Source organism: Mucilaginibacter sp. PAMB04274, assembly GCF_039634385.2.
In the GTDB taxonomy this organism is placed as follows: domain Bacteria; phylum Bacteroidota; class Bacteroidia; order Sphingobacteriales; family Sphingobacteriaceae; genus Mucilaginibacter.
The window spans coordinates 4,847,783-4,867,475 of record NZ_CP155081.2 but is presented as its reverse complement, the minus strand read 5'-3'; the positions used below and the strand labels follow the sequence as shown (position 1 = coordinate 4,867,475).

The following is a 19,693-nucleotide window of genomic DNA, read 5'->3' as shown; positions in this document are numbered from 1 at the left end:
TAGCGGGTGAATGAGCCCGTTAGAAACACAAACAGGCTTAGGAAGCTGCAATTATGATACAAACCAGCTTACCTTAACTTTTATACCAAGCGGGCAGGATGGCAAATTTAACGATGAGGTGCGCCGCCAGCGAGAGTGCAGCAGTAAAGATCAGGATTAATATAAGGCGCCCGAGTGTGTTAAAATAATCTAAGAAACCGGAAATTTGTTGCCCGCGGAACTGCCAGGCAAGCACGAACACACATATTCCTGTCAGCCAAAGCGTCAGGTGCGAATAAAAATAGCGCCGCCTGGAAAAAGCAGTACGACTAAAAGAGGCCAATAGCAACACAACGTGTGCCACAAATAGCACTGCGGCTAAAATCATTAAGATGTAAACCATAGTCTCATTTTGAATAATTAATAGAAATTGCTGGAAATATCTTATTGGCGCTACACGCTTAATTTGCTGTAATTTAGTGTAGATGTTTTCTATCCCTTATTAGCCAAGGTCCAGTAATATCGGCAAATATTATCAAGAACGATGTCCTGACGGGCAAAACTCAGATTAGTATGGTGAATATCTTCAGCACATGTGTTAATAAACGCATTTTATTCCTGTTTTGTTTAAATAAAATGCGTTTTCCGTCTTGCAAATTGGTTAATAATTATCATACCGTTTCTCTGGATTATCTTTCTTAGGGGAGGCCAATGTTTTTATTAATCAGGTATGCTTTAGACTTTAATTATCAAAAAGGTTTAGTTTGATTTAATAAAGGGAAGATAAATATCTACTGTATTCTAGGTGAGGACGTGTGATTTACGACAAGACGGATCTTTTCATCCAGTTCTGTTATGGCTCGTTCCATCAGTTTGAACTCTTCTATCCCTGAAGCGCGACCATCGGCCCTGATCAGATCTAACAAACCAATGATAGAAGCAACTGGCTTGTGTAACTCATGGGACTGAATGAAAGCAATTTCATGCAGCGATTCGTTTTGAGCAGCAACTCGTTCTTCCTGTTTAACCCGGAATGTTGCATCACTTGAATTGACGGAAACACCGATGATCTCACCGGACTGATTAAATGCTGGTTCGTATTTGATCACCCAGTGAATATCCCGTTCTTCATAGGACAGCATTCGCTGCTCAAAAGATGCAGTTCCTTTTAGTGCCTTGAGATACCGCAGGTAAAAATCTTGGCGAAGATCAGGATGAATGTATTCCCCCATTTGAGTACCGCGCGTAAGTATGAGCCCCCTGGCTTGTTCGATCAATCGGGCTACAGATTTGTTGAATGCAAGTATTTCGAAATCTTTTCCTAGTAGCAAATGGCAGTCCACAGAACTTTCGAAGAATGAGCGTAATTCAATTTCTGCTTGTTTGGCCGCGATAAATTGTTCTTTCAAAATAGTTAAACTGCTGTCGAATTCCAGGAGCTGAATGACCTGCCTGGAAAGCATACGGAGTATTTTCTGTTGCTGTTCACTAAGTTCCCTGGGAATCTGATCGATAACGCAAAGACTGCCCAAGTTAAAGCCATCACTGGTAGTCAAGGGCGCTCCGGCATAGAAGCGGATATTGGGATCAGCGTTAACTAAAGGGTTATTTACGAAACGCTGGTCTAATAAGGCATCAGGTACGATCATGATGCTTTCCTGACCAATAACATGGTCACAAAAGGCGTCTTCACGAGGCGTGGTCAGCTTATCAAACCCGAACTTAAAGCGGATATGCTGCACACTTTCATCTATAAGCGTGATCAAAGCAGTTGGCACGCCACAGATTTCCGCCGCAAAATTCACTATATCTTGTAACTCTTTTTCCTTGCTGATCTCTAATTTTAAAAAGCGGTTCACCGCTTTTAAGCGTTCCAGTTCTTTTAAAGGCATCGTCTAATGTCAAATATTTTATCTAAACGATCACAAAGTTATAGAGGTTTCGCATCTATATGGTTAGCAATCAATGTATGAGTAATTTAACTTACAGCATAAGCTCACCCCCTTTGGAACTTGCTTATATAGTCAAGACCCGCGGCCGTTAATGCCAGATGTCCATCCGCATCCCACTCTGCATATCCTGCTATCTCTAACTCATCACCGATCTGGTTGAATTCCTTGATTCGCTAGATCATATTGATACTTTTTATACAGGTAGTTATTTACAATGCCATATATGATTGTATCACCTGTTGTCGGTTGATGGCGGCCCCTTAACAGGCTTAAACTCTTTCTTTATTTGATCTTTATTCATTTTACGTTGATCCCTTTTAATTCATTAAAAGACTCATGCAGTAAAGCTAACCATTATTCAACAGGCAGGTTATTACTTAGTCATGGCTTACTGCTGGGTAGCTTACAGGAATAGCTTTTGCAGGCTTTGAAATCGCAAGGTCAAATACACAGCAGCACCGCGATCTTCTACAATATATTGTCAATCTTGACACCTATTGGCCTTTTTTTTGATTCTGCATACGAAAGCGATTATGAAGCAGAAAATACTGGTGCTGGATGATGACGCGGACATTTTAGCGATCATTTCGTATATTTTAACAGATAAGGGATTTGATGTAGCAACGCTTTCAGGCGGTGAGGAGATCGGAAAAGTAATCCGTCAATTTAATCCGGACCTGGTGCTTATGGATGTAATGCTGGGCAGCATGGACGGAAGGATGATCTGCAAAGATCTCAAACATCAGCCTGAGACTTCCTCATTACCGGTAATTCTCATTTCGGCATCACACGACCTAGCACAATCCCTGCGGGAGGACGGCGCACCAAATGATTTCATCGCCAAACCTTTCGACATTGACAAACTGGTCAAAACTGTTGAAGAACAATTGACTAGTTAAGTATTCACAATTATAAAATTTTTTAGGATTCAATTTATGCAACCGATCTATTTAACCGTGGGGCTGCATCCGCTAATGATCATCCCTGATACCCTGGCCCACTTAAATGGACACACAGCCATTACTTATACCTATCATATCTATCGTCAAACCGGACAAGCACTAAACCGGGAAGCTTTCAGTCGGGAAGGGCATTTAGGACTCAACAAGAATGACGATCCGAATTACATGGGCTACCTGGTATTTGAGATACCCGATAAACTGTTTAATTATTTCCCAGAAGGCACGCACCACCTAAATGGCGGTGAGGTTAACGAACTGGTGGAACATCTCAGTCATTACCGGGACAATCCCTCGCTTTGGCCGGAATAATCAGAAAAACTTTCTTACAATTGATACCAGGTCACTCAAATCGAATGGTTTACTCAGGTAGGCGTCAGCCCCGCTGCCCTCGGCAATTGCCGCCAGTTGATTTGCGGCAGAAACGATGACTACCGGAACGCGTTTTGTTACAGTATCACTTTTAAGTTTTAAACAAAGATCGTGTCCGAAGCCATCAGCCAGGCGGTTGTCCAGTAATATGAATGCCGGAGCAAGTTTAGCGACATAGACTGGCGACACCGTTTCCGTTGAACTAATGACGTGAAAGCCCTCATCCTGCAAGATGTAGGTCATCATATCTAATATGTCCTGGTCATCTTCAATGATGAGTATGAATTTTGCCATAAAGTAATTGATAAAGATTTATACGCAGCTGGTTGAAAAGTGTTATGTATAACGCAAACAGGCAATGGCATACGAAGTTACAAAGATATAATCTCATCGTTATCTTTCGGCAACAGGTCAGATATATTACATTATGTGCAACTTATTTGTTAAATTGAAAAATATCGCAGATGGATTAAAACGGCAGGGATAAATAATATGCCATTTATTATACTCAAGATAACTACCCCGGCTAGATTATGGGGTAAGTCTTTAACTAATCATTGGAGAAATAAGTAAAGGAATCCAAGTGATTAACCTTTTTTTAACCTGCTTGAGCCCTCCAGGGGAAGCGTACTCTAATCATGGCATGGCCGATTCTGCATAGCCCTAATTATGCACCCCACGATACGAACGGCTGTTGAATAAGCTATCGAATCAGATCACCGCCTAAGATATTTTGTTGCGAAGCTAAAATGAGGTTCTTGATTAGGCAGGCGAAGGAAATGTAAAGTACAATCTCAGTAAGAAAATATGAATAGGTTGTGCCCTAGGCAAACTTTAGGCTTACCTTGCAAACTTAATATTACGTAATAACAATTGGGCAGATTTTACGGATGCCGCCCAATTATTTATGCTAGACCATCTTGTATTTTCCCTTAATAAAGCCATGTCGACACCAACCTTTATATCTAATATTTTGGCGTAATGCTGCGTGGTCTGCATATTGGTATGTCCAGCATCTTGGACCCGCTTTCAATTGGCACCCCGTTTAAAAGCGTTACCGTAGTGGCAAACGTGTGCCTGGCAATATGGATGGCAATCGGTTTGTTGATACCGCATACGTCCGATATCTCCTTTAAATAAGCATTCACCTTTTGGTTGCTGAGTACCGGCAATTCCCCGTCCGCTGTTTTCACAATGAGGATGGTCGATATAGCGTTGTATCAGTTTCATAGCGGTTGGCAACAAGGGGATGCAGGAAGGGGGGCCGTTGTCAGGATTACTGCAATGATCCCAATAGATTCGATTAACATCATGTTTAAAGCATTAAATGAGTTTTATACCGGCGTTCTGAAATGATTGCAATAAGATGTCGTCCGGTTCCAGATCAGTAACCATCAGATCTATGGCTTCAATTTTACAAATTTGAACAGTAGAAATAGAATTAAGCTTTTCAGCGGTAGGCACAACGATCAATTGATCACTCATTTCGCTGATTCTTGTCTTGACATCCGCTTCCTCCAGTATAGGATCGGTGATACCGTGATCAAGATGTAAACTATGTACACCAAGCACACTGATGTCCGCATTAAGGGTTTCATACTTTTTAAGCACATCAACGCCGGTCGAAACTTTCGATTTCTTGGATGCCTTGCCTCCGGCGAAAATTAGATCTACGTTTGGGAAATCGAAGGTTAGATTAGCAATAGGATAGCTGTGTGTTATAATGGTCAACCTGATATCCCTGGGTAAATAGCTAACGATCAAAAAAGGGGTCGTTCCCCCATCCAAAACAACGATCTGCCCTTCTTTAAAGAGTTTTGCGGTTTTCCTGGCAATAGCACACTTTTCAGCATGGGCATAAACTTCACGTTCCTGGTAAGTGACGGGTAATATGGCTTTAGGCTGAGCTCCGCCCTTTACACGCGTGATCAATCCGGCATCTGCAAGCTCACGGATGTCACGGCGTACGGTATCTTCTGAAGTATTCAGTTTAACAGCCAATTCCTGATAATTCACCTGATCGTTCAAACGAAGTTGCTCAATAATATGTTGTTGCCGTTCCAATTTAGCCATTGCAAATTATTTGCAACAAATATGCAAATAAAATGTATAAATTTGTATTTTAAAGAAAAGTAAATGAAACAACGGTTTAAAGCGATAATCTTCGATCTGGATGGAACTATTGCAGACACCTTGCCATTATGTATCGCCGCGTTTAAAAAAAGCATTGAGCCCCTTTTAGGCAAAGCAGTTAGCGATGCAGAAATTATCGCCACGTTTGGTCCGTCCGAGGAAGGTACCATCCGAAAGTTGATCCCGCTTCAGGAAAAGGCGGGCGTACGATCTTATCTGGAACATTACCAGGAGTTACACCATTCATGCCCTGCACCGTTTTCGGGGATCAAAGAGCTGTTGGCAACATTGGCGCATAGAAATGTAAAGCTGGCTATGGTTACGGGCAAAGGAAAACATAGCACCAGAATTTCATTGCAACAGTTTGGCTTAACAGCTTATTTCAATGTGTTAGAAACCGGTTCACCGGACGGGCCTAACAAGATAAAAGGTATCCGTTCCGTGTTGAAGCATTTGAACGCTCATGCCGAAGAATGCCTGTATGTCGGCGATGCGCCAAGTGATATCCTTTACTGCAAAGAAATCGGTATTCCCATAGCTGCAGCGGCCTGGGCCAGCACTGCTGATATCGCTACGTTGCAGGGGCTACATCCCGAATGGTTGTTTAGGTCAGTGAGCGAACTGCATAGTTGGGTTCTAGACAGCCTATCATATCAATTGCCGACTTGGTTTTGATGCTACTGATGACCGAACGTAGTTTGATATTATTGCTTTCCAGTATCTTAAGGAGCCGGTTCTGTGTTATATTCTGCTGCCGCATATAAAATAAACGGCTACGACAATGATCATGCACTAGGCGCTGCTCCGCCGTTAGCATAAAACTTGGCCTGGCTCATCCATTTAACAACAAAGTGCATAACCACTTGGCATCCTTACGGTCAGTCTTGCGCTTAGGCACCTGCATGAGTATGGCATTGGTGTCGCTCAATGGTTTTGTGGACGCCATTTTTGCCGGACGGTACGTCAGCGCGGATGCGTTGGCAGGAGTTGCCGTAAGCATGCCCCTTCTGGCTGTGAATTCCGCATTCACCTCATTCATATCAGCAGGTGCATCCAACGTGCTGAGTAAGGCAATTGGCAGTAAGGATCATGTGGTTACCGGTAACCTATTCGGCTTGGTGCTCATTTATTCGATCCTTGCCGGATTGCTCCTGATCCTGTTTATCGCATTCAGTCAATTTGCCTCACTGCTGGGAATGACCCAAGAAAAAGCCGCTTCAAAAAAGGCAAGGGGAGAAGAAGAAGTTACTCAGAAAAAAGTGCTTGGAGCAATCATTTAGTATGGTTTTTAGGAGCAATGTGCTTTGTGGCTTTCTTATCAGAAGGGGCTATTTTAGACTGGGGAGCGCTTTTTTTACGGGATAATAAAGGTATGGATAAAGCTTTTGCCGGTGCTGGCTATGCCTGCTTGTCTATTGCTATGGCGGTCATGCGATTAGCAGGAGACCGAATTATCTCTCAAGTCAATAGCAAATCAGTGGTACTGTATGGAAGTATCATTGCATTCTTTGGTTATATGTGCCTGCTTTTTGCGCCGTGGATTAGTGTCACACTCTTGGGATTTGTCATGATCGGGGCTGGGGTTGCCAACATCGTCCCTGTTTTCTTTAGCGCAGCGGGAAGCCTGAGAAACGTCAACAGTTCTGACGCCATTTCGGTCACCGGAACTTTAGGATACGCAGGGCAGCTTGCAGGTCCCGCAGTTTTAGGAGTTCTTGAGAACCATTTCACCTTACCAATCTCTTTATTTCGAACGGGTGTACTCTTGTTGCTCACAGGAGTTATTTACCGTATGGCAAAAGTGAATAACAGGTGAAATGTAAAGCGCGACGTTTAAACACCACGAAGGAACAATAAACCAACAGCAGGTATTTATGCGTTACTCTCATCGAAAAGCGTCTGCAGTGATCAAAAGTGATAAGAGAAATAGTCAAATCATTATTATACTGCCAATCAGCAACCTGTTGTGACCGAGAATTAACGACGGCTGTAGCCTTTCGAGCCGCAAGTTCCGTTATTGTCAGCCCAAACTCTTTTTACAACACGAAGGAGAAGTGTGATAACGTTTAGAATCATTGGTCAAGATAGATTTCAGCCGGCTTTTGGTTTTGCTGCCTGATCAATAAATAAGCTTCCTGCAGCCTTTCCTGAGGTAGCCAGTGTTTCGGCGTATCATTTGAATATTTTTTAAAATCCTTCTTAAGGGCTGAAAACTACGCCCAGTCAGATAGGCGAAACGTTAGGTCTTCGCATTGAATTTACAATTCCGGTTTATAAACTCCTCGAGGTTGATCCTCTGGGGTACGGCATAGTTGAAGAATATTCCAGCAAGTTGCGGTTGATTCTTAAATAGAATGATAAGCAGTTTTTCATACTTTAGCAAAGGATCAGATTTGCTGTCTTAAAAAGCTCAATGATAGAAAAGCTGGCCTCCTTGATCTCTTCACTACAAAAACTATCATTGCAAAGTGCTAGTCAAATCCAGCTACAACAAAGTCAGATATAGCTACACCCGTTTTATAATGTCACCGTAGTTTTGCATGAACAGAAAAAAGAAGACGATGAAAATAACACTTACCGGTTCACTGGGTAACATAGGCAGCCCACTGGCCAAAGATCTATTATCAAAAGGACATACGGTTACGATCATTAGCACAGACCTGAAAAAGGAATCCACAATCAAAGCGCTCGGTGCCAAAGCTGCGATCGGCTCCATTGAAGATGCCGAATTTCTTAGTGCAGCATTTTCAGGCGCCGATGCAGTTTATTTGATGGAGCCGCCGGTTAACTTCTTTGATAAAGAATTGGATATTGAAGCATACTATGGAAAGTTGGGCCATAACTTCGTTAAAGCAATCCTGAACTCAGGCGTGCAGCACGTGGTACATTTAAGCAGTATAGGCGCACATACCAACGAAGGTAACGGCATGCTGCACTTCCATCACCTGGTTGAAAACATCCTTAGAGAATTACCTGCTAACATATCGTTAACACATGTTCGGGCTCTAGCCATTTATTATAACTTGCAGAGCTTCATTCCCGGGATCAAGCATGGCGGAAAGATCACTGCAAATTATGGCGGGGATGACTTGATTGCCTGGGTTTCACCCATGGATGTCGCGGATGCGATAGCCGAAGAACTCGAATCATCTGCACAAGGAAGAAAGTTTCGTTACGTGGTCAGTGAGGAATTAACCTGTAATGAAACGGCATCTATCTTAGGTGCCGCCATAGGAAAGCCTGACCTGAAATGGGAGGTGATATCCGATGAACAGCAGCAGGCCAGGCTGGTTTCGATCGGCATGGCGCCCAACCAGGCCACGGGTTTGGTTGAAATGAACGCGGCTATGCATACCGGAAAGTTATTTGAGGATTACGAGGAGCATAAACCCGCGGCATTCGGCAAGGTGAAGATGAGCGATTATGCCCGGGAATTCGCCAAAGCTTACAACGCGTAAGCTTAACTGCAATGCATCAAATAATTTAGTTAACAGCAACGAGATGAAAAACGTATTAGTCACCGGAGCGAACAAAGGCATCGGCTTTGAAGTCGCCAGGCAAATGGCAGAATTGGGATATTATGTCTTTTTGGGATGCCGCGATCTTCAAAAAGGCCAGGAGGCTGCCCAAAAAATAAAGGAATTGGGCACTTTGCATATAGAAGCACTGCAAATCGATGTATCCGATCTGGATTCCGTTCGGCAAGCGGTGGCAGGACTGGCAACCAAAGTTGAAGCGCTGGACATCTTGATCAATAACGCCGGTACCGCGGGTACGCAGCCTCAGAATATTTCGGAGTGCGATATGTCAGTGGTAAGGGAATTGTTCGACACCAATTTTTTCGGAGCGATTCAGACCACCCAAGCAATGATGCCGCTTTTGAAAAAATCGAGCCAGCCGGTTATTATCAATGTATCGAGCGAGTTAGGCTCTTTAGCAATGCAGACCGGTGAAGGGCGTAACCCTAACTGGGACTTGTATCACGTTTACGGTTCGACTAAAACCGCACTAAACGCATTTACTATAGCCCTGGCGCATGAGTTTAGGGACACCAAGTTCAGGATAAACAGCGTAACCCCTGGCTATACGGCTACTGATCTCAACGGGTTCGCCGGTTTTAAGACGGCGGCACAGGGTGCCAAGCCTATTGTGAAACTGGCTACCATTGATGCGGATGGGCCGACAGGGAAATTTTTCCGGGAAGAAGGCGAAGTGCCCTGGTAATAAGTACAACTTGTTAAAACTTAAAAATGTCGGTTGAATGAAAATCTCAAATCAGAAAATACTCATTACGGGTGGTGCCAGCGGAATTGGCTTAGGCTTGACCGAAAAGTTTGTTGAACAAAACAATACCGTAATTATATGCGGAAGGCGAAAAGACAAGCTTGATGAGGTGGCAGTACGATTCCCGAAGCAAGTCATACCCGTGGTGTGCGATGTTGCACAGGAAGAAGAGGTGCGACGGCTTCACCAATGGATTTTAACAAACCATGATGATTTGGACATACTGATCAACAATGCAGGTATCCAGAACCGGATGGAGATCACTGACGCTGATTTTTATTCAAAAGCAATAACAGAGATCAGTGTAAACGTTTTAGCGCCGATATTGCTAATTAATCTGTTTGCCAGCTTACCTCAAATTAAAGCAATAATGAACGTTACGTCCGGGCTGGCCTTTGTACCCTCGGCCGGAATGCCGGTTTATTGCGCGACGAAGGCGTTTATGCGTTCTTTTACTTTATCCCTCAGAAAACAGTTTGAATCGCGGGGCATAGACGTTATTGAAATTAATCCTCCGGCCTTGCACACAGATCTTGGCGGCGCCGGTCTTCATAACGGTTATCCGGAAGTAAATGAGTTCATCACTTCTATTTTCCAACAGCTTGAACAAGGTAGTAAGGAATTGACCTTCGGCTATAGCAAAGAAAGAGCAGATGAGAATAACCGGACCATCACAGCAATCTTTAATAAAATGAACGCTTAGTCAAACCGTTTACATAAACAGTTATCTTTAATTAAAAGTCTGTTGGCCATGAAAGAAGTACGCAAGTTAAAATCTTTGATCGAGTTTCACCGGTCCAGAGGATTGCCTCCACCTCTGCACCCGCTGATCAGCGTGGTGGATTATGCCGCAGTGCGTTTGTCGCCTGAAAATAACAACGTCAACTGGGTATTTGATTTTTACTCCATAACACTCAAAAGAAACTCGGCTCTCAAGGTTAAATATGGACAACAGCAATACGATTTTGACGAAGGTGTCATGTTTTTCATTTCACCGGGACAAGTTCTCCGTATCGAGACACTAGCCAATGAACAAGAAAATAAATCGGGGTGGATGCTGCTGGTCCATCCTGATTTATTCTGGAACACGGCCCTGGCAAAAAAAATAAAGCAGTATGAATTCTTTGATTACTCAGTGAACGAAGCGCTGTTTCTGTCGGATACGGAAGAAGCGACCCTCAACGGTATTATTCAAAACATCAGGCAGGAACACCATTCCAATATTGACAGGTTCAGCCAGGATATTATTATTTCGCAGATTGAAACGCTGCTGAACTATTCCGAACGGTTTTATCAGCGGCAGTTTATCACCAGAAGAACAACCAACCACCGGGTACTTGACCGCATGGAAAGCATTCTGACACAATATTTCCAATATGAAAAATTATCTGTAAGGGGGCTTCCCACAGTACAGTATTTAACGGAAGAGCTCAATATATCCCCCGGTTATTTAAGCAGGCTTTTAAAGGAACTGACCGGGCTTAGTACGCTGCAGCACATCCAAAACAAGGTGATAGAGAAAGCCAAGGAACAACTATCCACAACCGATCTTTCCATTAGTGAAGTCGCTTATGAATTAGGATTTGAGCACAGTCAATCCTTTAGTAAAATGTTCAAATCAAAGACCCATCTATCACCGCTGGAGTTCCGGGCTTCGTTCAGTTAGCGTTCATAGCAATGTTGCTGGTTTAATATTTAACCTACCGTTGTTCATCGGTTTATTATTTTGCCATTAAATAGGTATTGTATACCTTCACCGGCACATGACCTGAATGTATTAACTATTAAAAATAACTGATGATGAAACTTTTCGATGCACATTTCCATATCATCAATCCCAGGTTCGCATTTTAAGAGAACAACGGTTACTTACCCCTGGATTTACAGCAAAAGGATATACGGAAGCCACCAGCGCATATGGCTTAACGGTGGCGCAGTCGTTTCCGGTTCGTTTCAGGCATTTGATCAGGAATATCTTAATATAAGAAATTAATGGTAAACTTGTCCGATAAATTGACTTACAGAAGTTGGCTTTCTTCCCAGTAAAGATGCTAAGGTGGAATCTTCCAAATCCATCATCCCTTCCGCAACACCTGTGCTCCACATGATAAACATATCAATGTACATTCCCGGAACACCCGAATTTTCCAGTACAGATCTAAACTCATTTACATCAGGGGACTTGTAATTGATTTTTTTATCCAATGCTTCAGAAATACATTGGGCAATGGCATTAAAGCCGACTGATTCCGTGTTGGTCAAAGTATAGGTCTTGTTCTGATGATTTCCTGTAATTAAAACATGGGCGGCGACTTCGGCCAACTCTTCACGAAGTGTCCAGCTAGCTTTACCGTTCCCCGCCGGAAACAGAAAAGTTCCTGTTTCTGCAACTTTGTCACCCACAAACGCCAGTATCATTTCGGTATAAATGCCATTCTGAAGTATGGTGTATGCGATACCACTTTGCTTTAGATACTCTTCAGACTGAACGTGTGAGTTTTGGAAACCAGCTATTGCGGAACCTTCAAATCCGAGTTTTCTTACAAATGAAGTGTAAACGATATGTTTTACACCGGCTTCCCTGGCCGCGTCAATAGCGTTTTTATGGTGTTGGGTACGGTTTTCAATGGCTTCCCGGTCGTTACTGGAAACCAATAGCAGTTTATCTACACCTATAAAGGCTTCTACCATAGAATTATAGTCCGAGTAATTTCCTTCTTTTATCTTGACCCCTTGTTCTTTCAGGAATTCCGCTTTGACCAAATCCCTGACCAAAACTGTTATTTCCTGCGGGTCAATCCCTTTTTTTAGTAAATGTTCGACTGCCTTTGATCCGAAATGACCGCTTGCTCCTGTAACTAAAATCATAACTTATGTTTTTATAGTGTATTAATAATTTTTATCTGCTGGTTTCTGAAGTCTGGTGCTGCTTACATAAGAAACGATCAGGATGGCTAAAAAAACCACTCCTGTAAATACCTTGCCTATTGGATCTCCAACCTCAAAGTGTGCTAATGAGGCGGAAGCAAACATGATGGCAAAACCGATATAGGCGGCCCCTTTCAACAGCCGAACTGGCAACCAAAGGAAAACCGCGCCGATAATTTTTGTTATTCCCAGTTCGACCCGGAAATAATCCGGGAAGCCTAAATGTGCCATTGATACCTTGACTTCAGCTTTCGTGAGAGTTTCATACGCAATGAAAAGCATTATCGCAGAAATAATTCCGGTAGTGATGTAGTATACAATCTTTGTTATTTTTATCAGTAATTTTCATGCGGTAAAATTAGATATTTTTACTTTTCAAAAATTAGTAGTTACCTGGAAGTAAGTACTAACTTTTTGGTAAGTTAATCACATAACGAAAATGGCAGCGAGCAAATTAACATATTCCAAAGCACAGTGTATAAATCGTTTATCTTCGACAGAGGACGCTTTGTATGTTCTTGGGGGCAGGTGGACGATAAGAGTGATGATTGCAGTTTTGGGTGGTAGTACCAGGTTCAACGAGTTACAACGAACTTTAAAAAATATTTCCGCAAAAGTGCTGTCAAGTGAACTGAAGAAATTAGAGCTAAACCATTTGATAAGAAGAGAAGTGTTCGCTGACCCAACGCCTGTTTTAGTAGAATATTTTCCTACAGAATATAGTGAATCATTGAAAGATATTATTACTGCTTTGGCCGAATGGGGGGTACATCACAAAGTGAAAATCACAACCAATAATTGGAGCAGCAAAATAACTCATTAGGAAGCTGCTTACGCATTTACGTTCGCAGGCGAAATTCGTATACATTAAGAATTGTAAGATCTACCTATTTGATGTCGATATTTAGGCAAGGATACACATCTAATTCAAAAGTTATGGGTATTCGTTAACAGTTAACCAACTTTCATATCGACATAAAGTCTTTTTGACCTATTCCCACTAACCAATTCGTCGATATCGTTTCGTGCACAATATTTACTTCTAATAACATCTGTGATTTTTTGCTTTGCCTATGAATTGTTGCGGATGGTTTCAGCGGTGATCAGTGCGTCAGCGTCCGTTAGCTGCCGGTGCGCCTCGTAGACTTTTTTTGTAGTTTATTGCGGTAAGCCGTTAATTCCCTGATGTTCTCTTTAATGCCGATGGTACGGACAGCAGTGTTATCAGTCTGGCGGGGGTAGATTCCTGCCGGACAGGATTTCGGCACGTCTGCTGTTGACTATTAAGTGTGCCCATACTGGGGCGGGCACGTTTACGCACTTTTATGATTTCCCAGTTTAGGATAGATAGTTGAATTAGTCGTCATAACAACGGTGTTAAAAGTGAAACAAAGTTAGGCTTGCAATCAAATTTAAACAAGATGTTCAATTATTGAATAGGAGAAATCCATAATTATGTTAAATTCGGTATGCAGGTTAAATGACGCACCGATTTGCACACGTTTTTGTTGAAGTTCGATGAATAATGTATAGTGCTTGAGCCTCGGCACAAAGATTTGATTTGTACGCTTAATTGTCTTTGTCAGGGTTGCTCGCAGAGAGGGATGAGTTAGGGTATATACATGTAGAATGCTATTTATCAAGAATTTAAAGTAAATATTTGCCGCCGCTCTGCCAATTAGGCAATGAAGTAATTTAACTTCAATTGTTAGTTATCACAGAGTTGCATACAAGCACGTCGTCAAACTTGTATTAGATCACTGTTGTGTGCGAGGCATAAGGTGCCGTGATTAGGCAATCCGTAATAGGTATAGGAAAAAGCCAAATCGACCGTTTAAACGGTGATGTTTGCCTTCGGAAAATTGAACAGGTTACAAGGCCATAGGTGCCTGTGAAACGGGGGTGCCTATGATAAATTTCTGTAATATTAGAAAGGAAAAATAATGTGGGTAGAGCACGGCTAATAAATTACGATCAGATCACTATTGAACTTTAGGGCCTTTGATGGCATTCCAAACATTTCATACATGTACTTATTGAATTGCGGGAGATCGTAAAAGCCGGTATCATAGGCGATGTCAGTAAGGCTTCTGTCTTTTTCAGAAAGCGTCATGTAGATGGCCTGGCGTAACCTCGTCCATAATAAATATTTGGATAGGCTACTGCCGGTTTGTTCCTTAAAAAGTGAGGCTAAACGGGATGGCGAAAGAAACACGATATCGGCAAATGTTTGTGGGGTGATATTCTGCTCCGAATAATTAACCTTGATGTTTGTCACTATCTTGGTTACCTTTCATCATATTCAATTGCAGGTAATTTAGAGAGCAAAGCATCAACTACTTTAGTGACATCTAAACTGTCTTTGGGTGTCTGGAAGAACAGATTCGTTTCCGAAGGCGATTCAAAAACGATATAATTCTGAATTTCTTTAAACCTGCTTGCCAGTTCCAACCCAATATTTGAGTAAGGTTCTATATTCAGTACGTTTAATGTTTCTTTCTCCGCAACACAAAAATGTGGAACATGCGGCTTGATTAGAAAGCCATTGATATGTTCGTACAACTGCCCACTTATAGTAGAGTTAAATGGAGTATCGTTTGACAGCACAATCTGGTAAGCTGAATGATGATGGATTTCTACAGTGAGGCTGCGGGCTTTAGGGGCAAGAATGAACACATAAGATATTCGGGGACCCTTGACCATATAATTCCGTAGTATGCAGAGCACCAATTTGTGTAATGACTATTATTGATTTTTTCAACAATCAATAAATTGAAATTGTTAAAGTGTTGCCGAACAATATGTGCGCTTCAGAATAAGGTGGTCAGGGTTTCAAAATGTCCACTATTGCCAACAAACAGCCTGAAATAATTGTTAAAACAGCACTTATTCAACAATATCTATGAAAACATTATTTGCATTTGCGCTCACCTTATTTGTTACAGTGACTTCAGCAAAGATTACGTATGGGCAATCGGAGGAAAACCGAACGAAGATCCAAATGACAGTTACCTACGGCGGCAAAAACATTGTGACCGACTAGAATGGCGTCAGCACGTCTTTGTCCCGCAGCTACGATGAAACACCGGTTACAGCAGCGGCTAAGGATACTTTAAAGAATAGATCACTGGCTTACTATCCAGGCGCATTATACCTTACTGTTGATGCTAAAAAGGTAAGCGATGAAATGCTAAAGGTGTTTGCTAAAAAGCAGAACCGCTTTGATGGCCTGATAACGATAGTCGATACCTACGGTAAGAACCCGACGCGAACCATCAAATTTAAAAAAGCGAGTCTTTACAGTTATTCTGACCAATTGTCTGCCGGTTCGTATAGTGAAACCTACGGCACAGCCGCCATATCTTTCAGCTGCCAGGAAGTGTCCATTAATGGTGTGATCATCGAGCAATAATAATTATATTGTGATCATCTGCTTTCATCGCCTATTACGGGCGCAAAAAACTTAACGTGACGGCTTAATACAACTTATCTCGTAAATTTATTTCCATGAACGGAACTACAAGCCAGCTTTTATCGCTGATCACCTATGGCAATCACTTTTTAAGAACAGGTCAATTAACACACGATTATTATCCCGATAATACAGCATTTAAGTTTTGCAACAAGACGGATTTTTTGTATCTGTCTGCCGCCTCTGGAGGTGCAGCTATGGAAGAAGTTGCAGCTACTGATCCTGTTGCATGGTTCGAGCTAATAAAAAAAGATGGATGCCGCATACTCAAAGCTTATTATCATCCGTCAAAAGGTAACCCGGACGGTACACCGGATCACCAGTTGGCCGGTTTTGTTGGCGGTGGCGGCACCTGGCTCATTGAAGCTATTTATCCATCGTGGTCTGATTATTGGGCACCACGATGGGTAGTTACCCACAAGGACGACCCGGAACGCAGGATCTGGTCGGTAAGTTATGGACGTACGATCAGCCGGTCAGATACCATTAACTTTTGTCCGGACATCGTGCCAGTGCATGACACCCTGTATGATGTGCTTATTGAAATCAAAGCCTTCGCGGTTGAGCACCAGCTTAGCAACTGGGCTAATATTTTCAACAATGCGATCGACCTATTGAATGGCTCGAAGCCGGCCAGCAATCTGTTTGGTGGCTCAGTCAATGAAAACGATTATGACCAACCCGCATTACGGTTGCTGTATGCTGCTATGTCTTCTGATGTGTTCGGCGGAATGGGTTCATGGAACGATCTGGGCTTCGAAAAGCCGGAAGAAAATCAGCGGTATGGAGACCTTTCTTATTCCCTTTACGGTCATATGAACCGGGCACTACTAAGTAGCATCAATTCCATTGAACCTTAGCTATGACACTTTCCATATGACCAGATAACTTGTTTGATTTTGCTTTATGATTGAGGTTATCATGTTTTCCATCTCACCGTTTAATAAATCATATTACCCATACATCACTATGAAACTCATCAATCCGAGGTACTTACTGTCATTTGCTTTTGTAATTACATTATTAAATGCCTGCGTTCAGGACAAACCAAAAAACAGTGAGGCCGATAAATCATCAGGCATTCAGCCAAAGGTTGAGGCTAAATCAACGTACGCAGCGGTGAATACCTGGCTTGACGATTTTAAAAATTTCCGAACAGCCGTTTATCAGCAGGATGTGCAGCAGATGAAGACCTACTTTAACTTTCCAATTTTTGCAGACACAACGCAGGTCTGGGTTGCAATATATGATAACGTAGATGAAAGTAAACGCCCTCAAACTTATCCTGCTACATTTACTGAAGCCGATCTTGAAAAACAACATGGCAAACTGTTTAACGATGCCTTCGTTCAAAGCCTGCTTAAAGTAAAAAGTGAGCAGCTATATCAAAAAGGTGAATACACCACACCTGTGATCAAAGCGGGAGATCAAAGCTTTCATATGATTGCTCATTATGACAAAGCAACGGCCTCACTTCAATTGTCCCTAATGTTTGCCGGATGGACAGATAAAAATGGCGAAGAAATGAGTGAGGGGGAGTCAGCGATCATTTATTTCTTCAAAGTAGTGGAATACAAGTATCTGAAATTTGATAAAATACTGTTTGCGGGGTAATCAACACATTGATGATTCCGACAGATTACTACTGCACCGGGTAGGTAAACTGTTGCCACTATTTTGAAAAAAGCTATAGCTATGTTACCTATACTTTTTATGCCGTTCTCATTCCTTTAGTATTTTACGGAATTCCGGCATCATAGAATTACTGGCTGATGAAGAAGTACTAAATTTATCGCCTGCCGCCATCGCCCCAAAAGACATCCTTAAAGATCCATGATGGGGAACATACTATTAGGCTTTGTCTCACTGCTTATAGTCCTGGGGCATTTGTTTGCTAATTATTAAGTGTTAATGCAGCCAGTTGCGCCATACCGGCAGGTTATTTTAAACCTTAATACCTGTAAAACGTTGTAATTACGATATTTTGATCATATGAAAACCGGCCTGTTTATAAATTCCAAGTACCTCATTATTGCTTTGTTGCTGATTTGTCTAAGCTGCAAAAAGAAGTCGCCCACTGATCCAACACCTGAGCCGGAACCGACTGCACAGAAAAAGATAAAAATCAGGTATGAAGTTAGTAGCTCAGTGCCCGCTTTTGCATCTAATGGGCATAACAACCTGATGTTTACCGGTACGGAGGGTGGTTATTTATTTGAGACCTATCAGGGCAGTGCTTGGAAGAAGGAAATTACCATTGCGGACAATGGTGCCAGTTCCATTAACCTGCATGTCGATCTGGTGCTTGATGGCGACCAAGCAACGGCTACGGGCAAGATTTACATTAATGATGAATTGAAGGTAACAGCTAATAGTACCGCGCCGTACTATTCTAGCGGCCATACGCAAACACAGCTGGATGTCAAATTTCGATAGCTCGTTACACGGTCACTACAGCAAGACTACATTTCGTTCAGGGAACCAATACGCTATAAATACTGTTGGTACGCCCTTATCTTCTGCTGCAAACGTTGTTCCAGATAGGAGTTGGCGCCTGTCAGCTGTGCTAAAATTACGGCTGCTTCTTGCATGTAAGCAGTGCGTTTATGCTGATCCCAGTGTTTAGGTGGCTCCTGCAAATTCGTAATCCTGTCGGCCAGCTTAGTTGTCCAAACTTCCTTCGATAACGCTTTGATCCGGTTCAGGCTTTCCTGCATTCGTTGCTCTTTCGGTAGTGCTTTATTTTTGGTGAGTGCAGCTACGCCCTGGGCTACCCTCCATTCAAATGTAGTTTCCAATTCCTCAAATGTTGTGTTGGTGTCTTCTAGGGTATCATGAAGTAGCGCCAGCTGGATAGCAAAGCCTAAGTCGAAGTCCGGAGTGTGGGCATTAGCGATCAGTAATTCCATTGCTACATTGCTTAAATGAACCACATAGGGCAAGTCAGTTCCGGGTATGGTTTGATGCTGTTCGGTATGTTTGCCCGCCGCAAACAACAGGGCTTGTTGGTAAATTGATTGTATCTCCATTAATATAGAGCTTAAGTGTAGATATTATCGTGTCATTTATTTTTGATCATGAGCCTGGAACTCCCCAACTTTTTAAAGAGCTGTCCTTCGCTACGCTTGCCATTGACTAGAAAACCTTGCTCATCCAAACGGCAATCATAGCTACCCAGGTAACCCATCATGCCATAATGCAGGTAAGCGTAATGGTTAAATTCAGATAGTTGATAATAACGTTCCATCTTGGCTCCGGTTTCTACCTCTATGGTGTCCGTCTTAAAGAACGTATCAAAAGGTATTTGAGTACTTATAAATTGATGAGGTAATTCTAATTTCGGGTTTAATATGGTATCTCTTATCGACCTGCCTTGCCGGATGAGGTAAAAACGCACCTTTCTTATCTCGATAGTGTCGAAGCCAACTAACATTACGGACGGCATTTCTGTAACCAATTTTGAACTGTCGCAAATTTTAGAGAAGCTTACTTCATCCGTCCTGGCTTTCTGTCCATTGGTCGTTTTACGTTGATTGTACCAACCTACAATTCCTGCTATGAGTAATACGCCTATTGCTATCACAATCAAACAACCCTTTAAGTACTTATTCATT

The 19,693-nt window shown here is 42.3% G+C and carries 25 protein-coding genes and 1 pseudogene; 15 read left to right on the top strand and 11 right to left on the bottom strand.

Features of this window, described 5'->3' with window-relative positions:
* Positions 1 to 73: 73 nt before the first annotated feature.
* A complete protein-coding gene (locus tag ABDD95_RS20850) occupies positions 74 to 382 on the bottom strand; it encodes a hypothetical protein (RefSeq protein ID WP_345949289.1) in 309 nt (102 codons plus the stop codon).
* A gap of 388 nt (positions 383 to 770) precedes the next feature.
* Positions 771 to 1,871, bottom strand: coding sequence for a GAF domain-containing protein (locus ABDD95_RS20845; RefSeq protein ID WP_345949288.1), 1,101 nt, complete (start codon positions 1,869 to 1,871; stop codon positions 771 to 773).
* A gap of 593 nt (positions 1,872 to 2,464) precedes the next feature.
* Here ABDD95_RS20845 and ABDD95_RS20840 point away from each other — a divergent pair.
* Positions 2,465 to 2,830 carry a response regulator gene (locus ABDD95_RS20840; protein WP_345949287.1) on the top strand — a complete coding sequence of 122 codons (366 nt, stop codon included), beginning with the start codon at positions 2,465 to 2,467 and terminating at the stop codon, positions 2,828 to 2,830.
* A gap of 36 nt (positions 2,831 to 2,866) precedes the next feature.
* Positions 2,867 to 3,202 carry a hypothetical protein gene (locus tag ABDD95_RS20835; protein WP_345949286.1) on the top strand — a complete coding sequence of 112 codons (336 nt, stop codon included), beginning with the start codon at positions 2,867 to 2,869 and terminating at the stop codon, positions 3,200 to 3,202.
* On the opposite strand, the gene ABDD95_RS20830 is transcribed toward ABDD95_RS20835, so the two are convergent.
* From ABDD95_RS20830 to ABDD95_RS20820, 3 genes and pseudogenes are all read right to left on the bottom strand, one after another.
* Positions 3,203 to 3,556: a response regulator gene (locus tag ABDD95_RS20830; RefSeq protein WP_345949285.1), complete on the bottom strand. Its 354-nt coding sequence runs from the start codon at positions 3,554 to 3,556 to the stop codon at positions 3,203 to 3,205.
* Between the two features lie 546 nt (positions 3,557 to 4,102).
* A pseudogene (locus ABDD95_RS20825) lies at positions 4,103 to 4,519 on the bottom strand (site-specific integrase); the annotation flags it as partial.
* A gap of 66 nt (positions 4,520 to 4,585) precedes the next feature.
* Positions 4,586 to 5,335, bottom strand: a complete 750-nt coding sequence (locus ABDD95_RS20820) for a DeoR/GlpR family DNA-binding transcription regulator (protein ID WP_345949284.1) — start codon at positions 5,333 to 5,335, stop codon at positions 4,586 to 4,588.
* 63 nt (positions 5,336 to 5,398) lie between these two features.
* Between ABDD95_RS20820 and ABDD95_RS20815 the strand changes: the two genes are divergently transcribed.
* The 7 genes from ABDD95_RS20815 to ABDD95_RS20785 all read left to right on the top strand — a co-directional run bounded on the left by ABDD95_RS20815 (position 5,399) and on the right by ABDD95_RS20785 (position 11,345).
* Entirely contained in the window at positions 5,399 to 6,070 is a 672-nt protein-coding gene (locus tag ABDD95_RS20815) for an HAD family hydrolase (protein WP_345949283.1), read from the top strand.
* A gap of 227 nt (positions 6,071 to 6,297) precedes the next feature.
* Positions 6,298 to 6,675: an MATE family efflux transporter gene (locus tag ABDD95_RS20810; protein WP_345949282.1), complete on the top strand. Its 378-nt coding sequence runs from the start codon at positions 6,298 to 6,300 to the stop codon at positions 6,673 to 6,675.
* A complete protein-coding gene (locus ABDD95_RS20805) occupies positions 6,564 to 7,211 on the top strand; it encodes an MFS transporter (protein ID WP_345952120.1) in 648 nt (215 codons plus the stop codon). Before ABDD95_RS20810 ends, ABDD95_RS20805 begins: the two co-directional genes overlap by 112 nt.
* Before the next feature lie 745 nt (positions 7,212 to 7,956).
* Positions 7,957 to 8,853 carry an NmrA family NAD(P)-binding protein gene (locus tag ABDD95_RS20800; RefSeq protein ID WP_345949281.1) on the top strand — a complete coding sequence of 299 codons (897 nt, stop codon included), beginning with the start codon at positions 7,957 to 7,959 and terminating at the stop codon, positions 8,851 to 8,853.
* Entirely contained in the window at positions 8,819 to 9,619 is an 801-nt protein-coding gene (locus ABDD95_RS20795) for an SDR family oxidoreductase (protein ID WP_345949280.1), read from the top strand. Before ABDD95_RS20800 ends, ABDD95_RS20795 begins: the two co-directional genes overlap by 35 nt.
* A gap of 37 nt (positions 9,620 to 9,656) precedes the next feature.
* Positions 9,657 to 10,382 carry an SDR family NAD(P)-dependent oxidoreductase gene (locus ABDD95_RS20790; protein WP_345949279.1) on the top strand — a complete coding sequence of 242 codons (726 nt, stop codon included), beginning with the start codon at positions 9,657 to 9,659 and terminating at the stop codon, positions 10,380 to 10,382.
* Between the two features lie 48 nt (positions 10,383 to 10,430).
* Entirely contained in the window at positions 10,431 to 11,345 is a 915-nt protein-coding gene (locus ABDD95_RS20785; RefSeq protein ID WP_345949278.1) for a helix-turn-helix domain-containing protein, read from the top strand.
* 323 nt (positions 11,346 to 11,668) lie between these two features.
* Here the strand turns inward: ABDD95_RS20785 and ABDD95_RS20780 are convergent, their stop codons facing one another.
* A complete protein-coding gene (locus ABDD95_RS20780) occupies positions 11,669 to 12,547 on the bottom strand; it encodes an SDR family oxidoreductase (RefSeq protein WP_345949277.1) in 879 nt (292 codons plus the stop codon).
* Positions 12,548 to 12,568: 21 nt separating this feature from the next.
* Positions 12,569 to 12,889 carry a DoxX family protein gene (locus ABDD95_RS20775; protein WP_345949276.1) on the bottom strand — a complete coding sequence of 107 codons (321 nt, stop codon included), beginning with the start codon at positions 12,887 to 12,889 and terminating at the stop codon, positions 12,569 to 12,571.
* 157 nt (positions 12,890 to 13,046) lie between these two features.
* Here ABDD95_RS20775 and ABDD95_RS20770 point away from each other — a divergent pair, with 157 nt between their 5' ends.
* On the top strand, positions 13,047 to 13,430 hold the full coding sequence (locus tag ABDD95_RS20770; protein ID WP_345949275.1) for a helix-turn-helix domain-containing protein: 384 nt from the start codon (positions 13,047 to 13,049) through the stop codon (positions 13,428 to 13,430).
* 1,137 nt (positions 13,431 to 14,567) lie between these two features.
* Here the strand turns inward: ABDD95_RS20770 and ABDD95_RS20765 are convergent.
* Together ABDD95_RS20765 and ABDD95_RS20760 are read right to left on the bottom strand one after the other, a co-directional pair.
* Complete coding sequence (locus ABDD95_RS20765; protein ID WP_345949274.1) at positions 14,568 to 14,885, bottom strand: helix-turn-helix domain-containing protein; 318 nt, start codon at positions 14,883 to 14,885, stop codon at positions 14,568 to 14,570.
* An 8-nt stretch (positions 14,886 to 14,893) separates the two neighbouring features.
* Complete coding sequence (locus ABDD95_RS20760; protein ID WP_345949273.1) at positions 14,894 to 15,310, bottom strand: hypothetical protein; 417 nt, start codon at positions 15,308 to 15,310, stop codon at positions 14,894 to 14,896.
* A gap of 199 nt (positions 15,311 to 15,509) precedes the next feature.
* Between ABDD95_RS20760 and ABDD95_RS20755 the strand changes: the two genes are divergently transcribed.
* The 5 genes from ABDD95_RS20755 (at position 15,510) to ABDD95_RS20735 (ending at position 18,515) form a co-directional block, all read left to right on the top strand.
* Complete coding sequence (locus tag ABDD95_RS20755) at positions 15,510 to 15,650, top strand: hypothetical protein (RefSeq protein ID WP_345949272.1); 141 nt, start codon at positions 15,510 to 15,512, stop codon at positions 15,648 to 15,650.
* Between the two features lie 18 nt (positions 15,651 to 15,668).
* On the top strand, positions 15,669 to 16,019 hold the full coding sequence (tssD, locus tag ABDD95_RS20750) for a type VI secretion system tube protein TssD (RefSeq protein WP_345949271.1): 351 nt from the start codon (positions 15,669 to 15,671) through the stop codon (positions 16,017 to 16,019).
* Between the two features lie 95 nt (positions 16,020 to 16,114).
* Positions 16,115 to 16,939 carry a hypothetical protein gene (locus ABDD95_RS20745; RefSeq protein ID WP_345949270.1) on the top strand — a complete coding sequence of 275 codons (825 nt, stop codon included), beginning with the start codon at positions 16,115 to 16,117 and terminating at the stop codon, positions 16,937 to 16,939.
* Between the two features lie 109 nt (positions 16,940 to 17,048).
* The gene (locus tag ABDD95_RS20740) at positions 17,049 to 17,693 is read left to right on the top strand and encodes a hypothetical protein (RefSeq protein ID WP_352432918.1); all 645 of its coding nucleotides are present in this window, start codon (positions 17,049 to 17,051) and stop codon (positions 17,691 to 17,693) included.
* A gap of 378 nt (positions 17,694 to 18,071) precedes the next feature.
* Positions 18,072 to 18,515: a hypothetical protein gene (locus ABDD95_RS20735; RefSeq protein ID WP_345949268.1), complete on the top strand. Its 444-nt coding sequence runs from the start codon at positions 18,072 to 18,074 to the stop codon at positions 18,513 to 18,515.
* A gap of 53 nt (positions 18,516 to 18,568) precedes the next feature.
* On the opposite strand, the gene ABDD95_RS20730 is transcribed toward ABDD95_RS20735, so the two are convergent.
* A complete protein-coding gene (locus ABDD95_RS20730; protein WP_345949267.1) occupies positions 18,569 to 19,108 on the bottom strand; it encodes an HD domain-containing protein in 540 nt (179 codons plus the stop codon).
* A 32-nt stretch (positions 19,109 to 19,140) separates the two neighbouring features.
* On the bottom strand, positions 19,141 to 19,692 hold the full coding sequence (locus ABDD95_RS20725) for a hypothetical protein (protein ID WP_345949266.1): 552 nt from the start codon (positions 19,690 to 19,692) through the stop codon (positions 19,141 to 19,143).
* Position 19,693: the final 1 nt, after the last annotated feature.

What these genes read in the sequence shown, in the direction of transcription:
- ABDD95_RS20815 (WP_345949283.1), top strand. Translation starts at nt 5,399, where the DNA reads ATGAAACAACGGTTTAAAGCGATAATCTTCGATCTGGATGGAACTATT.
- ABDD95_RS20735 (WP_345949268.1), top strand. Translation starts at nt 18,072, where the DNA reads ATGAAAACCGGCCTGTTTATAAATTCCAAGTACCTCATTATTGCTTTG.
- ABDD95_RS20800 (WP_345949281.1), top strand. Translation starts at nt 7,957, where the DNA reads ATGAAAATAACACTTACCGGTTCACTGGGTAACATAGGCAGCCCACTG.
- ABDD95_RS20745 (WP_345949270.1), top strand. Translation starts at nt 16,115, where the DNA reads ATGAACGGAACTACAAGCCAGCTTTTATCGCTGATCACCTATGGCAAT.
- ABDD95_RS20725 (WP_345949266.1), bottom strand. Translation starts at nt 19,692, where the DNA reads ATGAATAAGTACTTAAAGGGTTGTTTGATTGTGATAGCAATAGGCGTA.
- ABDD95_RS20845 (WP_345949288.1), bottom strand. Translation starts at nt 1,871, where the DNA reads ATGCCTTTAAAAGAACTGGAACGCTTAAAAGCGGTGAACCGCTTTTTA.
- ABDD95_RS20760 (WP_345949273.1), bottom strand. Translation starts at nt 15,310, where the DNA reads ATGGTCAAGGGTCCCCGAATATCTTATGTGTTCATTCTTGCCCCTAAA.
- ABDD95_RS20810 (WP_345949282.1), top strand. Translation starts at nt 6,298, where the DNA reads ATGAGTATGGCATTGGTGTCGCTCAATGGTTTTGTGGACGCCATTTTT.
- ABDD95_RS20780 (WP_345949277.1), bottom strand. Translation starts at nt 12,547, where the DNA reads ATGATTTTAGTTACAGGAGCAAGCGGTCATTTCGGATCAAAGGCAGTC.
- ABDD95_RS20850 (WP_345949289.1), bottom strand. Translation starts at nt 382, where the DNA reads ATGGTTTACATCTTAATGATTTTAGCCGCAGTGCTATTTGTGGCACAC.
- ABDD95_RS20830 (WP_345949285.1), bottom strand. Translation starts at nt 3,556, where the DNA reads ATGGCAAAATTCATACTCATCATTGAAGATGACCAGGACATATTAGAT.
- ABDD95_RS20795 (WP_345949280.1), top strand. Translation starts at nt 8,819, where the DNA reads ATGCCCGGGAATTCGCCAAAGCTTACAACGCGTAAGCTTAACTGCAAT.
- ABDD95_RS20835 (WP_345949286.1), top strand. Translation starts at nt 2,867, where the DNA reads ATGCAACCGATCTATTTAACCGTGGGGCTGCATCCGCTAATGATCATC.
- ABDD95_RS20770 (WP_345949275.1), top strand. Translation starts at nt 13,047, where the DNA reads ATGGCAGCGAGCAAATTAACATATTCCAAAGCACAGTGTATAAATCGT.
- ABDD95_RS20785 (WP_345949278.1), top strand. Translation starts at nt 10,431, where the DNA reads ATGAAAGAAGTACGCAAGTTAAAATCTTTGATCGAGTTTCACCGGTCC.
- ABDD95_RS20755 (WP_345949272.1), top strand. Translation starts at nt 15,510, where the DNA reads ATGAAAACATTATTTGCATTTGCGCTCACCTTATTTGTTACAGTGACT.
- ABDD95_RS20790 (WP_345949279.1), top strand. Translation starts at nt 9,657, where the DNA reads ATGAAAATCTCAAATCAGAAAATACTCATTACGGGTGGTGCCAGCGGA.
- ABDD95_RS20775 (WP_345949276.1), bottom strand. Translation starts at nt 12,889, where the DNA reads ATGCTTTTCATTGCGTATGAAACTCTCACGAAAGCTGAAGTCAAGGTA.
- ABDD95_RS20840 (WP_345949287.1), top strand. Translation starts at nt 2,465, where the DNA reads ATGAAGCAGAAAATACTGGTGCTGGATGATGACGCGGACATTTTAGCG.
- ABDD95_RS20730 (WP_345949267.1), bottom strand. Translation starts at nt 19,108, where the DNA reads ATGGAGATACAATCAATTTACCAACAAGCCCTGTTGTTTGCGGCGGGC.
- ABDD95_RS20820 (WP_345949284.1), bottom strand. Translation starts at nt 5,335, where the DNA reads ATGGCTAAATTGGAACGGCAACAACATATTATTGAGCAACTTCGTTTG.
- ABDD95_RS20740 (WP_352432918.1), top strand. Translation starts at nt 17,049, where the DNA reads ATGAAACTCATCAATCCGAGGTACTTACTGTCATTTGCTTTTGTAATT.